The 16,952-nt window shown below is 56.3% G+C and carries 25 protein-coding genes; 24 read left to right on the top strand and 1 reads right to left on the bottom strand.

From position 1 onward, the window contains the following. The first annotated feature begins 5 nt into the window (after positions 1-5). The 22 genes from rplP (at position 6) to bfr (ending at position 11,887) form a co-directional block, all read left to right on the top strand. The gene (gene rplP / locus C4J89_RS23765; RefSeq protein ID WP_003232424.1) at positions 6-419 is read left to right on the top strand and encodes a 50S ribosomal protein L16; all 414 of its coding nucleotides are present in this window, start codon (positions 6-8) and stop codon (positions 417-419) included. After that, positions 419-610, top strand: a complete 192-nt coding sequence (gene rpmC / locus C4J89_RS23760) for a 50S ribosomal protein L29 (protein ID WP_002555481.1) — start codon at positions 419-421, stop codon at positions 608-610. The genes rplP and rpmC overlap by 1 nt, the downstream gene beginning before the upstream one ends. Before the next feature lie 2 nt (positions 611-612). Next, a complete protein-coding gene (gene rpsQ, locus C4J89_RS23755; protein WP_003176419.1) occupies positions 613-879 on the top strand; it encodes a 30S ribosomal protein S17 in 267 nt (88 codons plus the stop codon). Between the two features lie 23 nt (positions 880-902). Further along, on the top strand, positions 903-1,271 hold the full coding sequence (gene rplN / locus C4J89_RS23750) for a 50S ribosomal protein L14 (RefSeq protein WP_002555479.1): 369 nt from the start codon (positions 903-905) through the stop codon (positions 1,269-1,271). A gap of 11 nt (positions 1,272-1,282) precedes the next feature. After that, positions 1,283-1,597: a 50S ribosomal protein L24 gene (gene rplX, locus C4J89_RS23745; RefSeq protein WP_003176416.1), complete on the top strand. Its 315-nt coding sequence runs from the start codon at positions 1,283-1,285 to the stop codon at positions 1,595-1,597. 20 nt (positions 1,598-1,617) lie between these two features. Beyond that, complete coding sequence (gene rplE / locus C4J89_RS23740; RefSeq protein ID WP_003176415.1) at positions 1,618-2,157, top strand: 50S ribosomal protein L5; 540 nt, start codon at positions 1,618-1,620, stop codon at positions 2,155-2,157. A 13-nt stretch (positions 2,158-2,170) separates the two neighbouring features. Then, entirely contained in the window at positions 2,171-2,476 is a 306-nt protein-coding gene (gene rpsN, locus C4J89_RS23735) for a 30S ribosomal protein S14 (RefSeq protein WP_003176414.1), read from the top strand. Positions 2,477-2,685: 209 nt separating this feature from the next. Beyond that, positions 2,686-3,078 (top strand): 30S ribosomal protein S8, encoded by a 393-nt coding sequence (gene rpsH, locus C4J89_RS23730; RefSeq protein WP_003176413.1) that lies wholly within the window; start codon positions 2,686-2,688, stop codon positions 3,076-3,078. A 12-nt stretch (positions 3,079-3,090) separates the two neighbouring features. Then, complete coding sequence (rplF, locus tag C4J89_RS23725) at positions 3,091-3,624, top strand: 50S ribosomal protein L6 (protein WP_003176412.1); 534 nt, start codon at positions 3,091-3,093, stop codon at positions 3,622-3,624. A 10-nt stretch (positions 3,625-3,634) separates the two neighbouring features. Beyond that, positions 3,635-3,985: a 50S ribosomal protein L18 gene (gene rplR / locus C4J89_RS23720; RefSeq protein ID WP_017135964.1), complete on the top strand. Its 351-nt coding sequence runs from the start codon at positions 3,635-3,637 to the stop codon at positions 3,983-3,985. 3 nt (positions 3,986-3,988) lie between these two features. Continuing rightward, positions 3,989-4,489 carry a 30S ribosomal protein S5 gene (rpsE, locus tag C4J89_RS23715; RefSeq protein ID WP_003176409.1) on the top strand — a complete coding sequence of 167 codons (501 nt, stop codon included), beginning with the start codon at positions 3,989-3,991 and terminating at the stop codon, positions 4,487-4,489. A 2-nt stretch (positions 4,490-4,491) separates the two neighbouring features. Continuing rightward, a complete protein-coding gene (gene rpmD, locus C4J89_RS23710; RefSeq protein WP_003176408.1) occupies positions 4,492-4,668 on the top strand; it encodes a 50S ribosomal protein L30 in 177 nt (58 codons plus the stop codon). 3 nt (positions 4,669-4,671) lie between these two features. Then, positions 4,672-5,109: a 50S ribosomal protein L15 gene (gene rplO, locus C4J89_RS23705; RefSeq protein ID WP_003176407.1), complete on the top strand. Its 438-nt coding sequence runs from the start codon at positions 4,672-4,674 to the stop codon at positions 5,107-5,109. After that, positions 5,110-6,438 carry a preprotein translocase subunit SecY gene (gene secY / locus C4J89_RS23700; protein ID WP_003194637.1) on the top strand — a complete coding sequence of 443 codons (1,329 nt, stop codon included), beginning with the start codon at positions 5,110-5,112 and terminating at the stop codon, positions 6,436-6,438. It begins immediately after the preceding gene. A 28-nt stretch (positions 6,439-6,466) separates the two neighbouring features. Then, positions 6,467-6,583, top strand: coding sequence for a 50S ribosomal protein L36 (gene rpmJ, locus C4J89_RS23695; RefSeq protein ID WP_002555468.1), 117 nt, complete (start codon positions 6,467-6,469; stop codon positions 6,581-6,583). Between the two features lie 129 nt (positions 6,584-6,712). After that, a complete protein-coding gene (gene rpsM, locus C4J89_RS23690; RefSeq protein ID WP_003210063.1) occupies positions 6,713-7,069 on the top strand; it encodes a 30S ribosomal protein S13 in 357 nt (118 codons plus the stop codon). A 30-nt stretch (positions 7,070-7,099) separates the two neighbouring features. Next, positions 7,100-7,489, top strand: coding sequence for a 30S ribosomal protein S11 (gene rpsK / locus C4J89_RS23685; RefSeq protein ID WP_002555466.1), 390 nt, complete (start codon positions 7,100-7,102; stop codon positions 7,487-7,489). A gap of 18 nt (positions 7,490-7,507) precedes the next feature. Beyond that, positions 7,508-8,128, top strand: a complete 621-nt coding sequence (gene rpsD, locus C4J89_RS23680; RefSeq protein WP_003176404.1) for a 30S ribosomal protein S4 — start codon at positions 7,508-7,510, stop codon at positions 8,126-8,128. Positions 8,129-8,150: 22 nt separating this feature from the next. Continuing rightward, a complete protein-coding gene (gene rpoA / locus C4J89_RS23675; RefSeq protein ID WP_003176403.1) occupies positions 8,151-9,152 on the top strand; it encodes a DNA-directed RNA polymerase subunit alpha in 1,002 nt (333 codons plus the stop codon). 41 nt (positions 9,153-9,193) lie between these two features. Then, a complete protein-coding gene (gene rplQ, locus C4J89_RS23670) occupies positions 9,194-9,580 on the top strand; it encodes a 50S ribosomal protein L17 (protein ID WP_007918448.1) in 387 nt (128 codons plus the stop codon). Positions 9,581-9,818: 238 nt separating this feature from the next. After that, complete coding sequence (locus tag C4J89_RS23665) at positions 9,819-11,267, top strand: catalase (protein ID WP_124364613.1); 1,449 nt, start codon at positions 9,819-9,821, stop codon at positions 11,265-11,267. A gap of 155 nt (positions 11,268-11,422) precedes the next feature. Then, complete coding sequence (gene bfr, locus C4J89_RS23660) at positions 11,423-11,887, top strand: bacterioferritin (protein ID WP_003176400.1); 465 nt, start codon at positions 11,423-11,425, stop codon at positions 11,885-11,887. Between the two features lie 65 nt (positions 11,888-11,952). Here bfr and uvrA read toward each other — a convergent pair whose 3' ends face one another. Beyond that, positions 11,953-14,787, bottom strand: coding sequence for an excinuclease ABC subunit UvrA (gene uvrA, locus C4J89_RS23655; RefSeq protein WP_124415712.1), 2,835 nt, complete (start codon positions 14,785-14,787; stop codon positions 11,953-11,955). Between the two features lie 178 nt (positions 14,788-14,965). On the opposite strand from uvrA, the gene C4J89_RS23650 reads away from it, so the two are divergent. Continuing rightward, positions 14,966-16,360, top strand: coding sequence for an MFS transporter (locus C4J89_RS23650; RefSeq protein WP_124415711.1), 1,395 nt, complete (start codon positions 14,966-14,968; stop codon positions 16,358-16,360). Between the two features lie 9 nt (positions 16,361-16,369). Beyond that, complete coding sequence (locus C4J89_RS23645; RefSeq protein ID WP_003232445.1) at positions 16,370-16,885, top strand: single-stranded DNA-binding protein; 516 nt, start codon at positions 16,370-16,372, stop codon at positions 16,883-16,885. Positions 16,886-16,952: the final 67 nt, after the last annotated feature.

Genomic DNA, 16,952 nt, shown 5'->3' with positions numbered 1-16,952 from the left:
GCCAAATGTTGCAACCAAAGCGTACGAAGTTCCGCAAGCAGATGACAGGCCACAACCGTGGTCTGGCTCAGCGCGGTAGCAAAGTCAGCTTCGGCGAGTTCGCGCTGAAGTCTGTAGCTCGTGGTCGTCTCACCGCTCGTCAGATCGAGTCAGCGCGTCGTGCTCTGACCCGTCACGTAAAACGTGGCGGCAAGATCTGGATCCGTGTATTCCCGGACAAGCCGATCTCCAAAAAACCTCTCGAGGTTCGGATGGGTAAAGGTAAGGGTAACGTGGAATACTGGGTAGCCCAGATTCAGCCAGGCAAAGTCCTGTATGAAATCGAGGGTGTAACTGAAGAGCTGGCGCGTGAGGCTTTTGCCCTGGCTGCTGCAAAGCTGCCGCTCGCCACCGCCTTTGTTAAACGGACGGTGATGTGATGAAAGCGAATGAACTTCGTGAAAAATCCGCACAGCAGCTGAACGAGCAACTGCTCGGCCTGCTGCGCGACCAGTTCAATCTGCGTATGCAGAAAGCAACTGGCCAGTTGGGGCAGTCTCATCTGCTCTCGCAAGTTAAGCGCGACATCGCTCGCGTGAAGACTGTGCTCAACCAGCAGGCAGGTAAGTGATCATGGCTGAAGCCGAAAAGACTGTCCGTACGCTGACTGGCCGTGTTGTCAGCGACAAGATGGACAAAACCATCACCGTTTTGATCGAGCGTCGCGTTAAGCACCCGATCTACGGTAAATATGTTAAGCGTTCGACTAAGCTGCACGCGCACGACGAAACCAATCAGTGCCACATCGGCGACAAAGTCACTATTCGTGAAACTCGTCCGCTGGCCAAGACCAAGTCTTGGGCATTGGTTGATGTTCTCGAACGCGCTGTGGAAGTCTAAGGACTAGGGGTCGGAGAAATTATATGATTCAGACTCAATCCATGCTCGATGTGGCCGATAACAGCGGCGCTCGCCGCGTTATGTGCATCAAGGTGCTGGGTGGCTCCCATCGTCGTTACGCTGGTATCGGTGACATCATCAAGGTTACCGTCAAGGAAGCAATTCCTCGCGGTAAAGTGAAAAAAGGCCAAGTGATGACTGCTGTTGTAGTCCGCACTCGTCACGGCGTACGTCGTGCTGATGGCTCCATTATCCGCTTTGATGGCAACGCTGCTGTTCTTCTGAACAACAAGCAAGAGCCTATCGGCACCCGTATCTTTGGGCCAGTGACCCGTGAACTTCGTACTGAGAAGTTCATGAAGATCGTCTCGCTCGCCCCAGAAGTGCTGTAAGGAGATCCGACATGCAAAAGATTCGTCGTGACGACGAGATCATCGTGATCGCCGGCAAAGACAAAGGTAAGCGCGGTAAGGTGCTTAAGGTTCTCGCTAATAACCGTCTGGTTATCGGCGGTCTGAACCTGGTCAAGCGTCATACCAAGCCTAACCCGATGTCGGGCGTGCAGGGCGGTATCGTCGAAAAAGAAGCTCCGCTGGACGCTTCTAACGTCGCCATTTTCAACGGCGAAACCAACAAGGCTGACCGCGTTGGTTTCAAAGTAGAAGATGGCAAGAAAATTCGTGTCTTCAAGTCGACCCAAAAAGCGGTTGATGCTTGAACACTGCTAGGTAGAAGACCATGGCACGACTAAAAGAGATTTACTGGAAAGAAATCGCACCGAAACTTAAGGAAGAACTTAAGCTTTCGAACGTGATGGAAGTTCCACGCGTTACCAAAATCACCCTGAACATGGGTTTGGGCGAAGCGGTCGGTGACAAAAAAGTCATCGAGCACGCTGTTGCTGACCTGGAAAAGATCACCGGTCAAAAAGTCGTTGTGACTTACGCTCGGAAATCCATCGCTGGCTTTAAAGTCCGCGAAGGCTGGCCGATCGGCGTCAAAGTGACTCTGCGCCGTGAGCGTATGTACGAATTCCTGGATCGTCTGCTGTCGATCTCCCTGCCTCGGGTTCGCGACTTCCGCGGCCTGAATGCCAAGTCCTTCGATGGTCGTGGTAACTACAGCATGGGCGTGAAAGAGCAGATCATCTTCCCGGAAATCGACTACGACAAGATCGATGCTCTCCGCGGTCTGGACATCACCCTGACCACCACTGCCAAGAACGATGATGAAGGTCGCGCCCTGTTGCGTGCTTTCAAATTCCCGTTCCGCAACTGATTGGAGTAGGACCATGGCCAAGATGAGCATGAAAAACCGCGAGCTGAAACGTCAGCTCACGGTTGCCAAGTACGCCAAGAAGCGTGCAGCACTGAAAGCAATCATCGTTGATCTGAACGCAAGTCCAGAAGCGCGTTGGGAAGCTACAGTTGCTCTGCAGAAGCAGCCACGTGACGCAAGCGCCTCGCGCATGCGTAACCGCTGCCGCCTGACCGGTCGTCCACACGGCGTTTACCGCAAGTTCGGCCTCGGCCGTAACAAACTGCGTGAAGCGGCAATGCGTGGTGACGTACCAGGTCTGGTTAAAGCCAGCTGGTAAGTACTTTCAGCGTCAAGGTGGTTGGTATCGCAAGATACTGACCGCCGGTGACCTTGAATCTGGAACAAGCCCCTTTTGGGGCTTGTTTCATTTCCGGACTGTGTCTAAAATACGCGGCTCGCCTGAGCCCGTGTTTTTTACGCTCGGAGATTCTCGGCGACATATGTAGCCGCAAGGCTAATTTTTTGTGTATTAGGAGCGTCTAGCCCATGAGTATGCAGGACCCGTTAGCGGACATGCTAACTCGTATCCGTAATGCCCAGATGGCTGAAAAGTCCGTCGTAAGCATGCCATCTTCCAAGTTGAAGGTAGCTGTTGCCAAAGTCCTGAAAGACGAAGGCTACATTGCGGGTTATCAGATCAGCAGCGAAATCAAGCCGTTGCTGTCCATCGAGCTGAAGTACTTCGAAGGCCGTTCGGTCATCGAGGAAGTGAAGCGCGTTAGCCGTCCAGGCCTGCGTCAGTACAAGTCCGCTGAAGATCTGCCGAAAGTTCGTGGCGGTCTGGGCGTGTCTATCGTCTCCACCAACAAAGGTGTGATGACGGATCGTGCTGCGCGCGCTGCCGGTGTCGGCGGCGAAGTTCTTTGCACTGTGTTCTAAGGGGGGATAAGCATGTCTCGCGTCGCTAAGAACCCCGTTAAGCTGCCAGCCGGTGTCGAAGTCAAATTCGCAGGCCAACAGCTTTCGGTGAAGGGTGCCAAGGGCACTCTTGAACTGAACATCCATTCGTCCGTTGAGATCGTTGAAGAAGCTGGTGAGCTGCGTTTCGCTGCTCGCAATGGCGATCAACAAACTCGCGCAATGGCCGGTACCACGCGTGCGTTGGTAAACAATATGGTCCAAGGCGTAAGCCAAGGCTTCGAGCGTAAGCTCCAGCTGGTCGGTGTTGGTTACAAAGCGCAAGCAAAAGGCACGGTTCTGAACCTTGCCCTTGGCTTCTCGCACCCAGTGGATTACGAACTGCCGGAAGGCATCACCGCTGAGACCCCTAGCCAAACCGATATCCTGATCAAGGGCATCGATAAGCAGCTGGTAGGTCAGGTGGCCGCTGAGATCCGCGACTTCCGTCCACCAGAGCCGTACAAAGGCAAAGGTGTGCGCTACGCGGACGAAGTCGTCCGTCGTAAAGAAGCCAAGAAGAAGTAGGGCATAGCAAATGACCGACAAAAAAGTTACTCGACTGCGTCGCGCTCGCAAAGCACGCCTGAAAATGCACGAACTCGAAGTCGTGCGTCTCTGCGTGTACCGCTCGTCGCAGCATATCTACGCCCAGGTCATCTCGGCCGACGGCAACAAAGTCCTGGCAAGCGCCTCGACTTTGGATAAAGAACTGCGTGATGGTGCCACCGGCAACATCGACGCGGCCACAAAGGTTGGCCAGCTGGTCGCTACACGTGCTAAGGCCGTGGGCGTCTCGCAAGTGGCTTTCGACCGCTCTGGCTTCAAGTACCACGGCCGCGTTAAAGCGCTGGCTGATGCTGCTCGTGAAGCTGGGCTGGAGTTCTAAGTTATGTCAAATAACGACCAAAAGCGCGACGAAGGCTACATTGAGAAGCTGGTTCAAGTTAACCGCGTAGCCAAAACCGTTAAAGGCGGCCGTATCTTCACTTTCACCGCGTTGACCGTGGTTGGTGATGGTAAAGGGCGTGTTGGCTTCGGCCGTGGCAAGTCACGTGAAGTGCCTGCCGCGATCCAGAAGGCAATGGAAGCTGCTCGTCGCAACATGATCCAAGTTGATCTGAACGGCACCACTCTGCAGTACGCAATGAAGTCTGCCCATGGCGCTTCGAAGGTGTACATGCAGCCTGCTTCTGAAGGTACCGGTATCATCGCTGGCGGCGCTATGCGTGCTGTCCTCGAAGTTGCTGGCGTTCAGAACGTTCTGGCCAAGTGCTACGGCTCGACTAACCCGGTAAACGTGGTTCACGCCACTTTCAAGGGTTTGAAAGCTATGCAATCTCCTGAGTCCATTGCTGCCAAGCGCGGCTTGACTGTCAAGGAGATCTTCTGATCATGGCTACCGTTAAAGTAACGCTGATCAAAAGCATGACCGGCCGCATCCCTAACCACAAATTGTGCGTTAAAGGTCTGGGTCTGCGTCGCATCGGTCACACTGTAGAAGTCCAGGATACTCCCGAGAATCGCGGGATGATCAACAAGGCTTACTACATGCTGCGTGTAGAGGGTTAATCGATGAAACTCAATGATCTGAGTCCAGCGCCGGGTTCCCGTCGCGAAAAGCATCGTCCGGGCCGTGGTATCGGTAGCGGTTTGGGTAAGACTGGTGGCCGTGGCCACAAAGGTCAAACCTCCCGCTCCGGTGGCACCATTGCTCCAGGCTTTGAAGGTGGTCAACAGCCGCTGCATCGTCGCCTGCCCAAGTTCGGTTTCGTATCCCTGAAAGCCATGGATCGCGCAGAAGTGCGTTTGTCCGAGCTGGCTAAAGTGGAAGGCGACATCGTTACTGTGCAGACCCTGAAAGATGCCAACGTGATCAACGTCAACGTACAGCGTGTGAAAATCATGCTGTCCGGTGAAGTGACTCGCGCTGTCACTATCGGCAAGGGAATCGGCGCCACCAAAGGTGCGCGTTCGGCTATCGAAGCAGCTGGCGGCAAGTTCGAGGAATAAATGGCTAAGCAAGGTGCTCTCTCAGCGCTCGGCAAAGGCGGTATGTCTGAACTTTGGGCTCGTCTGCGTTTTCTGTTCCTGGCGATTATCGTCTACCGAATAGGCGCACACATCCCGGTTCCAGGTATCAACCCGGACCGACTCGCAGACCTGTTTCGACAGAATGAGGGGACCATTCTTAGCTTGTTCAACATGTTTTCCGGCGGCGCGCTGGAACGGATGAGCATCTTTGCACTGGGGATCATGCCGTACATTTCGGCATCGATCATCATGCAACTGATGACCGCCGTCAGCCCGCAGTTGGAGCAGTTGAAGAAGGAAGGTGAAGCTGGCCGTCGCAAGATTAGCCAGTACACCCGCTACGGCACTGTCGTCCTCGCTCTGGTTCAAGCTATCGGCATGTCCGTTGGCCTGGCTGGGCAGGGCGTTGCGTTCACTGGTGACTTTGGCTTCCATTTCGTCGCGGTATCCACTTTTGTGGCTGGTGCGATGTTCATGATGTGGCTGGGTGAGCAGATTACTGAGCGTGGTGTTGGCAACGGTATCTCGATGTTGATTTTCGCAGGTATCGTCGCCGGTCTTCCGAGAGCAATCGGGCAGTCTTTCGAGTCTGCGCGTCAGGGTGATATCAATATCTTCGCCTTGGTTGCCATCGGTTTGCTGGCAGTAGCGATTATCGGTTTTGTGGTGTTCATTGAGCGTGGCCAGCGTCGTATTGCTGTTCACTACGCCAAGCGTCAGCAGGGCCGTAAGGTCTTTGCTGCGCAGACTAGCCACTTGCCGTTGAAGGTGAATATGGCCGGCGTTATTCCGGCAATTTTCGCGAGCAGCATCTTGCTGTTTCCGGCTTCGTTGGGTACCTGGTTTGGTCAGTCCGAAAATATGGGCTGGCTGCAGGACCTCTCTCAGTCGATCGCTCCTGGTCAGCCGTTGAATATTCTGCTGTTTAGTGCAGGGATTATTTTCTTCTGCTTCTTCTATACGGCGTTGATGTTCAATCCGAAAGACGTAGCGGAAAACCTGAAGAAGTCCGGTGCCTTTATTCCGGGTATTCGTCCAGGTGAGCAGTCTGCGCGCTACATTGATGGCGTTCTGACTCGTTTGACCCTGTTCGGTGCTCTATATATGACGGCCGTGTGCCTGCTTCCCCAGTTCCTGGTGGTTGCAGCAAACGTTCCGTTCTACCTTGGCGGGACCTCGTTGCTGATCGTGGTCGTGGTTGTGATGGACTTCATGTCCCAAGTACAATCGCACCTCGTTTCGCACCAGTACGAATCCCTGATGAAGAAAGCCAACCTGAAGGGCTACGGCAGCGGCATGTTGCGCTGAGTACCCCATAAGGTTCGAGGAGTTGGTGATGAAAGTTCGTGCATCGGTGAAAAAGCTGTGCCGTAACTGCAAGATTATTCGCCGCGAAGGTGTTGTTCGAGTAATTTGCAGCGCGGAACCGCGTCACAAACAGCGCCAAGGCTGAGTGTGATCCGCTTGAAGCCCGGCAGCTAGTGCGCTGCCGGGTTGATTATTTGTTATTACAGCGATATTATCTCGCGCCCTATTTCTTGGCTTCCGGGGCGTAGGTAGCTGTCAATTGGAGTCCCACTGAATGGCCCGTATTGCAGGCGTTAACATTCCAGATAACAAGCACACTGTTATCTCGCTGACCTACATCTATGGTGTTGGTCGCACTACTGCGCAGAAAATTTGCGCAGATACTGGGGTAAACCCAGCCGCAAAGATCAAAGATCTGAGCGACGAGCAGATTGAGCTGTTGCGTGGCGAAGTGGCGAAGTTCACCACTGAAGGTGACCTGCGTCGCGAAATCAACATGAAAATCAAGCGTTTGATGGACCTCGGTTGCTACCGTGGTCTGCGTCATCGTCGTGGTCTTCCAGTACGCGGTCAGCGTACCAAGACTAACGCGCGTACCCGTAAAGGTCCGCGTAAGCCGATCCGCAAGTAATCGCCCACGCGAATCGACAGGAAAATTATCATGGCAAAACCTGCTGCTCGTCCTCGTAAAAAAGTTAAAAAGACAGTGGTTGATGGCATCGCCCACATCCATGCATCTTTTAACAACACAATCGTGACCATCACCGACCGTCAAGGTAACGCGCTTTCTTGGGCTACCTCCGGTGGTTCGGGTTTCCGCGGTTCCCGCAAGTCCACCCCGTTCGCTGCTCAAGTAGCTGCTGAACGTGCTGGCCAAGCTGCGCTGGAATACGGCCTGAAAAACCTCGACGTTAACGTCAAAGGTCCAGGTCCAGGTCGTGAGTCTGCTGTCCGTGCTTTGAACGGCTGTGGCTATAAGATCGCCAGCATCACCGACGTGACGCCAATCCCGCACAACGGGTGCCGTCCGCCGAAGAAGCGCCGCGTGTAATCCAGGAGATTGTAAAGAATGGCTCGTTACATTGGTCCAAAATGCAAACTCGCTCGTCGCGAAGGCACCGATCTCTTCTTGAAGAGCGGCGTGCGCGCGATCGAATCGAAGTGCAACATTGAAGCAGCACCTGGTATCCACGGCCAACGCCGCGGTCGCCAGTCCGATTACGGCACCCAACTGCGTGAAAAGCAGAAGGTCCGTCGTATTTACGGCGTTCTCGAGCGTCAGTTCAGCGGCTACTACAAAGAAGCTGCTGGCAAAAAAGGTGCAACCGGTGAAAACCTGCTGCAACTGCTCGAATGCCGTCTGGACAACGTTGTATACCGTATGGGCTTTGGTTCGACTCGTGCCGAATCCCGTCAGCTGGTATCGCACAAGTCGATCAGCGTTAACGGTCAGACCGTAAACGTTCCGTCCTACCAGGTTCGTGCTGGTGACGTGGTCGCAGTTCGCGAGAAAGCAAAAAACCAACTTCGCATTGTCCAAGCTCTCGATCTGTGTGCCCAACGTGGCCGCGTAGAATGGGTAGAAGTAGACACTGAGAAGAAGTCGGGCGTTTTCAAGAACGTTCCTGCTCGCAGTGATCTGTCCGCCGACATCAACGAAAGCCTGATTGTCGAGCTCTACTCCAAGTAAGGGCTAGAAAATAGGTGCATCCATGCAGATTTCGGTAAATGAGTTCCTGACACCCCGCCACATTGATGTGCAGGTTGTCAGTCCAACCCGCGCTAAAATTACTCTCGAGCCTCTCGAGCGTGGTTTTGGCCACACCCTGGGCAACGCGCTGCGCCGCATCCTGTTGTCCTCAATGCCCGGCTGTGCAGTAGTCGAGGCCGAGATTGACGGTGTGCTCCACGAGTACAGCGCCATCGAAGGTGTACAGGAAGACGTAATTGAAATCCTGTTGAACCTTAAAGGTCTGGCTATCAAGCTGCACGGCCGTGACGAAGTTACGCTGACCTTGTCGAAGAAGGGTTCGGGGGTGGTTACCGCTGCCGATATTCAGCTGGATCATGATGTCGAGATCGTTAACCCCGATCACGTAATCGCTAACCTGGCGTCTAACGGCGCCCTGAACATGAAGCTCACCGTAGCTCGTGGTCGTGGTTATGAACCGGCCGACTCGCGTCAGAGCGATGAAGACGAAAGCCGCAGCATTGGTCGCTTGCAGCTTGACTCTTCGTTCAGCCCGGTTCGCCGTATCGCATACGTGGTGGAAAACGCCCGTGTCGAGCAGCGTACTAACCTGGACAAGCTGGTTATTGATCTGGAAACCAACGGTACCCTGGATCCTGAAGAGGCTATCCGCCGCGCTGCAACCATTCTGCAACAGCAGTTGGCTGCGTTCGTCGACCTCAAAGGTGACAGCGAACCAGTGGTAATCGAGCAGGAAGACGAGATCGATCCGATCCTGCTTCGCCCGGTTGACGATCTGGAACTGACTGTACGTTCGGCTAACTGCCTTAAGGCGGAAAACATTTACTACATCGGTGATCTGATTCAGCGTACCGAAGTAGAACTGTTGAAGACTCCGAACCTGGGCAAGAAATCCTTGACTGAAATCAAGGACGTTCTGGCCTCCCGCGGTCTGTCCCTCGGCATGCGCCTCGACAACTGGCCGCCTGCAAGTCTTAAGAAGGACGACAAGGCGACTGCCTGATCGTCGTAATCACCGAACGTGAGTTTGGTAAGGAATGAACCATGCGTCATCGTAAAAGTGGTCGTCACCTGAGCCGTACCAGCTCGCACCGCAAGGCCATGTTCCAAAACATGGCGGTGTCGCTGTTCGAGCACGAGCTGATCAAAACTACACTGCCGAAAGCTAAAGAACTGCGTCGCGTTGCTGAGCCGCTGATCACTTTGGCCAAGACAGACAGCCTGGCTAACCGCCGTCTGGCTTTCGACCGTACTCGTTCGAAAGCTATCGTTGGTAAGCTCTTCAACGACCTGGGCAAGCGTTACGCTACCCGTGAGGGTGGCTACCTGCGCATCCTCAAGTGCGGTTTCCGCACTGGCGACAACGCGCCTATGGCGTACGTCGAGTTGGTTGATCGTGCTACCGCCGGCGAAGCTGTAAGCGCCGAGTAAGACGTCAGTCTGTAACGAAGAACCGGGCCTAGCGCCCGGTTTTTTGTGCGCGTAACAAAAGCGCGCTAGGTACAAGTTTCTCAGTGGAGCAGCGGGCACCATGTGTGCTGCCTTGGCTGGTAGTAATTTTCTATTGAAGTCCGCAATTTAATAAATTTGTGGGTGTCATGCTGTTGATCAATACTCCTTCCAAGCCGATTAGCCGGCAGTTTCAAGTCCGACCTGAGGAAGATTGCGCATGAGCCAGAATAAAATCCTTACCACCGCCAGCGGTGCTCCCGTTGCGGATAATCAGAATTCCCGTTCCGCCGGCCCCCGTGGCCCACTGCTGCTCGACGACTTTCACCTGATCGAGAAGCTCGCTCACTTCAACCGTGAAAATATTCCGGAGCGCCGTGTACACGCCAAAGGTTCGGGCGCCTACGGTACGTTCACCGTTACCCAAGACATTACTCAATACACCAGCGCCAAGCTGTTCGAGTCAGTAGGTAAGCAAACGCCGACCTTCCTGCGGTTCTCCACTGTGGGTGGCGAGCGCGGTTCGGCTGACACTGAACGCGACCCACGCGGTTTCGCCTTGAAGTTTTACACCGAGGAAGGCAACTGGGACATCGTTGGCAACAACACGCCGGTGTTCTTCATCCGCGACCCGCTGAAATTCCCCGATTTCATCCATACCCAAAAGCGCTTGCCGCAAAGCAACCTGAAAAGCGCGCAGATGATGTGGGATTTCTGGTCGCACTCCCCAGAGGCATTGCACCAGGTCACCATCCTGTTCTCGGATCGTGGCATCCCGGACGGCTACCGCCACATGCACGGCTTCGGCAGTCACACCTACAGCCTTATTAACGCCAAGGGCGAGCGCCACTGGGTGAAGTGGCACTACAAGACCAAGCAAGGCATCAAGAACCTGGCACCGGCTGAAGCTGCGCGCCTGGCGGGTACCGATCCAGACTACGCCCAGCGCGATCTGTTCGGCGCAATCGAGCGCGGTGACTTCCCGAAATGGCGCGTCTGCATCCAGGTCATGACCGAGGCCCAGGCCAATGCTCATTACGAGAACCCGTTCGATGTAACCAAGACCTGGTCGCAGAAGGAGTTCCCCCTGATCGAGGTGGGTGAGCTGGAACTCAACCGCAACCCGCAGAACTATTTCGCTGAAGTGGAACAAGCCGCGTTCGGCCCAAGCAACATGGTTCCGGGCGTTGGCCTGTCGCCAGACCGTATGCTGCAAGGTCGCGTCTTTGCCTATGCAGATGCTCATCGGTACCGCGTTGGCACCAATCACCAGCAGCTGCCGGTGAACGCCCCACGTAACCCCGTCAATAGCTATCAGCGTGACGGCTCGATGGCCTTTGGCAGCAACGGTGGCGCAACGCCCAACTACGAGCCAAACAGCTACGCCGATGCGCCAAAGCAGGCGCCACACTACGCGGAGCCTGCACTGGCCTTGAGCGGCGCAGCAGATCGTTACGATCATCGCGAAGATACCGATTACTACAGCCACGCCGGCGCGCTGTTCCGCTTGATGAGCGACGAGCAGAAAGCGCTGCTTACCAGCAACATCGCCGGTGCGATGGGCGGCGTTTCCAGCGATGTGGTCCAGCGCCAGCTGCAGCATTTCTATAAGGCGGACCCCGCTTATGGAGAAGCAATCGCAAAGGCACTGGGTGTATCGCTTAACTGACTCTAAACGATAAGCAGAACCGCCCTCATTTGGGCGGTTTTTGCGTTATTTCAGCTACTTTTCTCCGGAAATCTTCGCTTTTCTGCCGTTGATCCCGTGACCTTCAAGTCATCATGGTTCAAACTACAGGCTTTCAAGCAGGGAGATGTAGGGCGATGCAAGGTCACCCCGACGTAATCGATTACCTCAACACGTTGCTGACGGGCGAACTGGCAGCTCGTGACCAATATTTCATCCATTCGCGCATGTACGAAGACTGGGGCTTTACCGAGCTCTACGAACGTATCAATCACGAGATGGAAGAAGAGGCGCAGCACGCTGACGCACTGATGCGCCGTATCCTCATGCTCGAAGGTACGCCGCGTATGCGCCCCGACGACTTGGACGTGGGCACCACGGTGCCGGATATGCTCGCTGCTGACCTTCGCCTGGAATACAAGGTCAGGGCCGCGCTCTGCAAGGGCATCGAGCTCTGCGAGCAGCACAACGACTATGTCACTCGTGAAATCCTGCGAGTGCAGTTGAATGACACCGAAGAAGATCACACCTACTGGCTGGAAAAGCAGTTGGGTCTGATCAAGCTGATCGGCCTGGAAAATTACCTGCAATCGCAGTTCTGATTCCGGCTGCAAAAAAGCCCCTGCCACCGATGAGGTGACAGGGGCTTTTTATTGGGCCCGATAAATCAGGCCCGGTCACGCTCCAACAACGGCTTCAGGTAGTAGCCAGTATGGGACTGTGACATTTCGGCGACTTGTTCCGGTGTACCGACCGCAATGATCTGACCGCCCTTGGAACCGCCTTCCGGTCCAAGGTCTACCAGCCAGTCGGCCGTCTTGATCACGTCCAGGTTGTGCTCGATCACTACCACGGTATTGCCGTGATCACGCAAGCGGTGCAGCACGTCCAGCAGTTGCTGAATATCGGCAAAGTGCAGGCCCGTGGTGGGTTCATCAAGGATATACAGGGTTTTGCCCGTATCTCGTTTGGACAACTCACGCGACAACTTCACCCGCTGCGCTTCACCACCCGATAGCGTGGTCGCAGACTGCCCCAGCTTGATATAAGACAGGCCAACATCCATCAACGTCTGCAGCTTGCGCGCCAGCGCCGGAACCGCATCGAAGAACACCCGAGCTTCCTCGATGGTCATCTCCAGGGTTTCGTGGATGTTCTTGCCCTTGTATTTGATTTCCAGGGTTTCGCGGTTATAGCGTTTGCTCTTGCACACGTCGCACGGCACGTAGATATCCGGCAGAAAGTGCATCTCTACCTTGATCAAGCCGTCGCCTTGGCAGGCTTCACAGCGACCGCCCTTGACGTTGAACGAGAAACGGCCTGGCCCATAACCCCGCGAGCGGGATTCCGGAACGCCGGCAAACAGCTCGCGAATCGGCGTGAACAGCCCGGTATACGTCGCTGGGTTGGAGCGCGGCGTACGGCCAATCGGGCTCTGGTCGATATCGACCACTTTGTCCAGATGCTCCAGGCCCTTGATGCTGTCGTGGGCCGCTGCTTCCAGGGTGGTAGCGCCGTTCAGGGCAGTAGCACTCAATGGGAACAGCGTATTGTTGATCAGCGTCGACTTGCCCGAACCGGAAACACCGGTCACACAGGTCAACAGGCCCAGTGGAATTTCCAGGTCCACATTGCGCAAGTTGTTGCCACGGGCACCCTTGAGGTGCAAGGCCATCTTCTTGTTGCGTGGGGTACGTTTGGCCGGCACTTGAATTTTGACCCGGCCAGACAGGTATTTACCTGTCAGGGAGTCCGGGTGAGCCATCACCTCGGCAGGCGTGCCTTCGGCGACAATATGCCCACCATGCACACCAGCCCCCGGGCCGATATCGACGACGTAATCCGCCAGGCGAATAGCGTCCTCATCGTGCTCGACCACAATCACCGTGTTGCCGATATCCCGCAGGTGTTTCAGCGTACCCAGCAGGCGATCATTGTCACGTTGGTGCAAGCCAATCGACGGCTCGTCGAGGATGTACAACACGCCCACCAGCCCCGCGCCGATCTGGCTGGCCAGGCGAATCCGCTGCGCCTCGCCCCCCGATAAGGTATCGGCACTGCGATCCAGCGACAGATAGTCCAGGCCAACGTTGACCAGGAACTGCAGACGCTCGCGAATTTCCTTGAGGATCTTGTCGGCAATCTCCCCACGGCGGCCGGTCAGCTTGAGCACGCCAAAGTATTCACAGGCATCGCCGATTGGCAGGTTGGTCACCGCCGGCAATGTCTTCTCGCCAACCCACACATGCCGCGCTTCACGGCGCAGGCGAGTGCCGCGGCAATCAGGGCAAGGCTGGGTGCTGAGGAATTTCGCCAGTTCTTCACGTACGCTCGCCGACTCGGTCTCGCGATAGCGACGTTCCAGGTTTGGCACGATGCCTTCGAACGGGTGCGAACGTTTGACGATATCGCCCCGGTCGTTCAGGTATTTGAAGTCGACATTCTGCGAACCACTGCCATTGAGGATGACCTTCTGCTGGTCAGCCGGCAATTGGTTGAACGGCACCTCCAGGCTGAACTTATAGTGGGACGCCAACGACCCCAGCATCTGGAAGTAATAGACGTTGCGCCTGTCCCAGCCGCGTATTGCCCCCTCGGCCAAGGTCAGTTCGCCATTGACCAGGCGCTTGATGTCGAAGAACTGCTTAACGCCCAGGCCATCGCAGGTCGGACAGGCGCCGGCCGGGTTGTTGAAGGAAAACAGCTTGGGTTCCAGCTCGCTGATGGCGTGGCCGCAGATCGGGCAGGCAAAGCGCGCAGAGAAGATGACCTCTTCGCCCGGCTCGTCGTCCATCGGTGCCACCAGGGCAATACCGTCTGCCAGCTTCAGCGCGGTCTCGAACGACTCCGCCAGGCGCTGCTGCAGATCGGCACGTACCTTGAAGCGGTCGACTACCACGTCAATGGAGTGCTTCTTCTGCTTGTCGAGCTTCGGCGCTTCATCCAGCTCATAGAGCTTGCCGTTGATGCGGGCGCGCACGAAACCTTGCGCCCGCAGCTCTTCAAAGACCGACAGGTGCTCACCCTTGCGCTCGCGGATGACGGGCGCCAGCAGCATCAGCTTGGCACCTTCCGGCTGGGTCAGGACCAGGTCGACCATCTGGCTGACGGTCTGGGCTTCCAGCGGAATATCGTGGTCCGGGCAGCGGGGAATACCCACCCGTGCATACAGCAGACGCAGGTAATCGTAGATTTCGGTAATGGTGCCCACGGTGGAGCGCGGGTTATGGGACGTCGACTTCTGCTCGATGGAAATGGCCGGCGACAACCCTTCGATGGTGTCGACGTCGGGCTTTTCCATCATTGACAGGAACTGCCGGGCATAGGCCGACAGCGATTCCACATAGCGCCGCTGGCCTTCGGCGTACAGCGTGTCGAACGCCAGGGACGATTTGCCCGAGCCGGACAGGCCGGTGATAACGATCAATTTGTCCCGGGGCAGGGTCAGGTCGATGTTCTTCAGGTTGTGGGTTCTAGCCCCACGAATCAGGATCTTGTCCAAGATGGCCTCGCACGGCGGGCGTAAATAATGCCGGAGTATACGGCTAAAGACTGGATGAATATACACTGTCAAAAGGCCGCTTGCAGCCTTACATGAAAGCTGCGCGGCAAAGCGCCGCATATACCCCCTCAATCGATGGGACTGGTAGAATCGCCGCCGGTTCACACGAGGTTTTTCCATGCACGATCCCCATAGCGAACGCATGAGTAGCGGCGAGACCCGAGCGGCAAGCGGTCTGGCCCTGGTGTTCGCCTTCCGTATGCTGGGCATGTTCATGGTGTTGCCGGTGCTGGCGACCTATGGGATGGATCTCGCCGGCGCGACCCCCGCATTGATTGGCCTGGCAATCGGCGCCTATGGCCTGACCCAGGCGATCTTCCAAATTCCGTTCGGCATCATTTCCGACCGTATCGGCCGGCGCCCGGTGATTTACCTGGGGCTGATCGTGTTTGCCCTCGGCAGTGTGCTTGCGGCGCGGTCCGATTCGATCTGGGGCGTGATCGCCGGACGTATCCTGCAGGGCGCCGGGGCGATTTCCGCCGCGGTAATGGCGCTGCTGTCGGACCTGACCCGCGAACAGCATCGCACCAAGGCCATGGCCATGATCGGCATGACCATCGGTTTGTCGTTTGCCGTGGCAATGGTGGTCGGCCCGCTGCTGACGCGCGCCTTCGGCCTGCATGGGTTGTTTCTCGCCACCGGCGGCATGGCGTTGTTCGGTATCGTGATCGTGGCCTTTATGGTGCCGCGCTCCACCGGCACGCTGCAGCACCGTGAATCCGGGGTCGCGCGCCAGGCGCTGTTGCCGACCCTCAAGCATCCGGACCTGCTGCGCCTGGATTTAGGTATCTTTGTGTTGCACGCAATGCTGATGTGCAGCTTCGTCGCCTTGCCCCTGGCCCTTGTGCAAAAAGCCGGGTTGCCCAAGGAGCAGCACTGGTGGGTCTACCTGACCGCGCTGTTGGTTTCGTTCTTCGCCATGATCCCGTTCATCATCTACGGCGAGAAGAAACGCAAAATGAAACGAGTTTTACTCGGCGCCGTCGCGACATTGATGCTCACTGAACTATTCTTCTGGCAGTTCGGCGACAGCCTGCGGGCGCTGGTGATCGGTACGGTGGTTTTCTTCACCGCGTTCAACCTGCTGGAGGCGTCATTGCCTTCGCTGATCAGCAAGGTTTCACCGGCCGGCGGTAAGGGCACGGCGATGGGCGTGTATTCCACCAGCCAGTTCCTCGGTTCGGCGCTGGGTGGGATCATGGGCGGGTGGATGTTCCAGCATGGCGGTTTGTCGGTTGTGTTCCTCGGATGCGCCGGGCTGGCTGCACTTTGGCTGGCCTTTGCTGTTACCATGCGCGAACCTCCGTATGTGACGAGCCTGCGCCTGCCGTTATCGCCTGAAGCGATGCGCGAAGCTGGCCTGGCCGAGCGCCTCAAGGCCGTCGTTGGAGTAACGGATGCAGTAGTGATCGCGGAAGAAGCTGCGATTTACATCAAATTGGACACCGAATTATTGGATCGCGCGACGCTCGAGCAACTGGTCAACCCAGTGCCGACAGCGCGCCCAGCCTAGGAGAACGTTATGGCCCGTGGGGTTAACAAAGTCATATTGGTCGGTACATGCGGCCAGGATCCCGAAGTTCGCTACCTGCCGAACGGTAACGCCGTGACCAACCTGAGTCTGGCGACCAGCGAACAGTGGACCGACAAGCAAACTGGCCAGAAGGTCGAGAAAACCGAATGGCACCGCGTGTCGATGTTCGGCAAGGTTGCCGAGATCGCCGGTGAGTACCTGCGCAAAGGTTCGCAGGTATACATCGAAGGCAAACTGCAGACTCGCGAGTGGGAAAAAGACGGCATCAAGCGTTACACCACCGAAATCGTGGTCGACATGCAAGGCACCATGCAACTGCTGGGCGGCCGTCCACAGGGCGACCAGCAGGGCCAGGGCGGCATGTCCAACTCGGCACCGCGTCCACAGCAATCGCGTCCGCAGCCAAGCCAGCAGCCTCAGCGTGAGTCGCGTCCAGCACCACAACAGGCTGCGCCGCAGCCAGCTCCGGATTTCGACAGCTTTGATGACGATATCCCGTTCTGAGGTCTGAGAGCCAGAACCCCCAAAACCCCCGATAGCCCCTGGCATCGGGGGTTTTTTATGGGGCATG

This window comes from Pseudomonas sp. R4-35-07 (assembly GCF_003852235.1).
GTDB lineage: Bacteria > Pseudomonadota > Gammaproteobacteria > Pseudomonadales > Pseudomonadaceae > Aquipseudomonas.
This window is presented reverse-complemented; position numbering and strand designations above follow the sequence as displayed.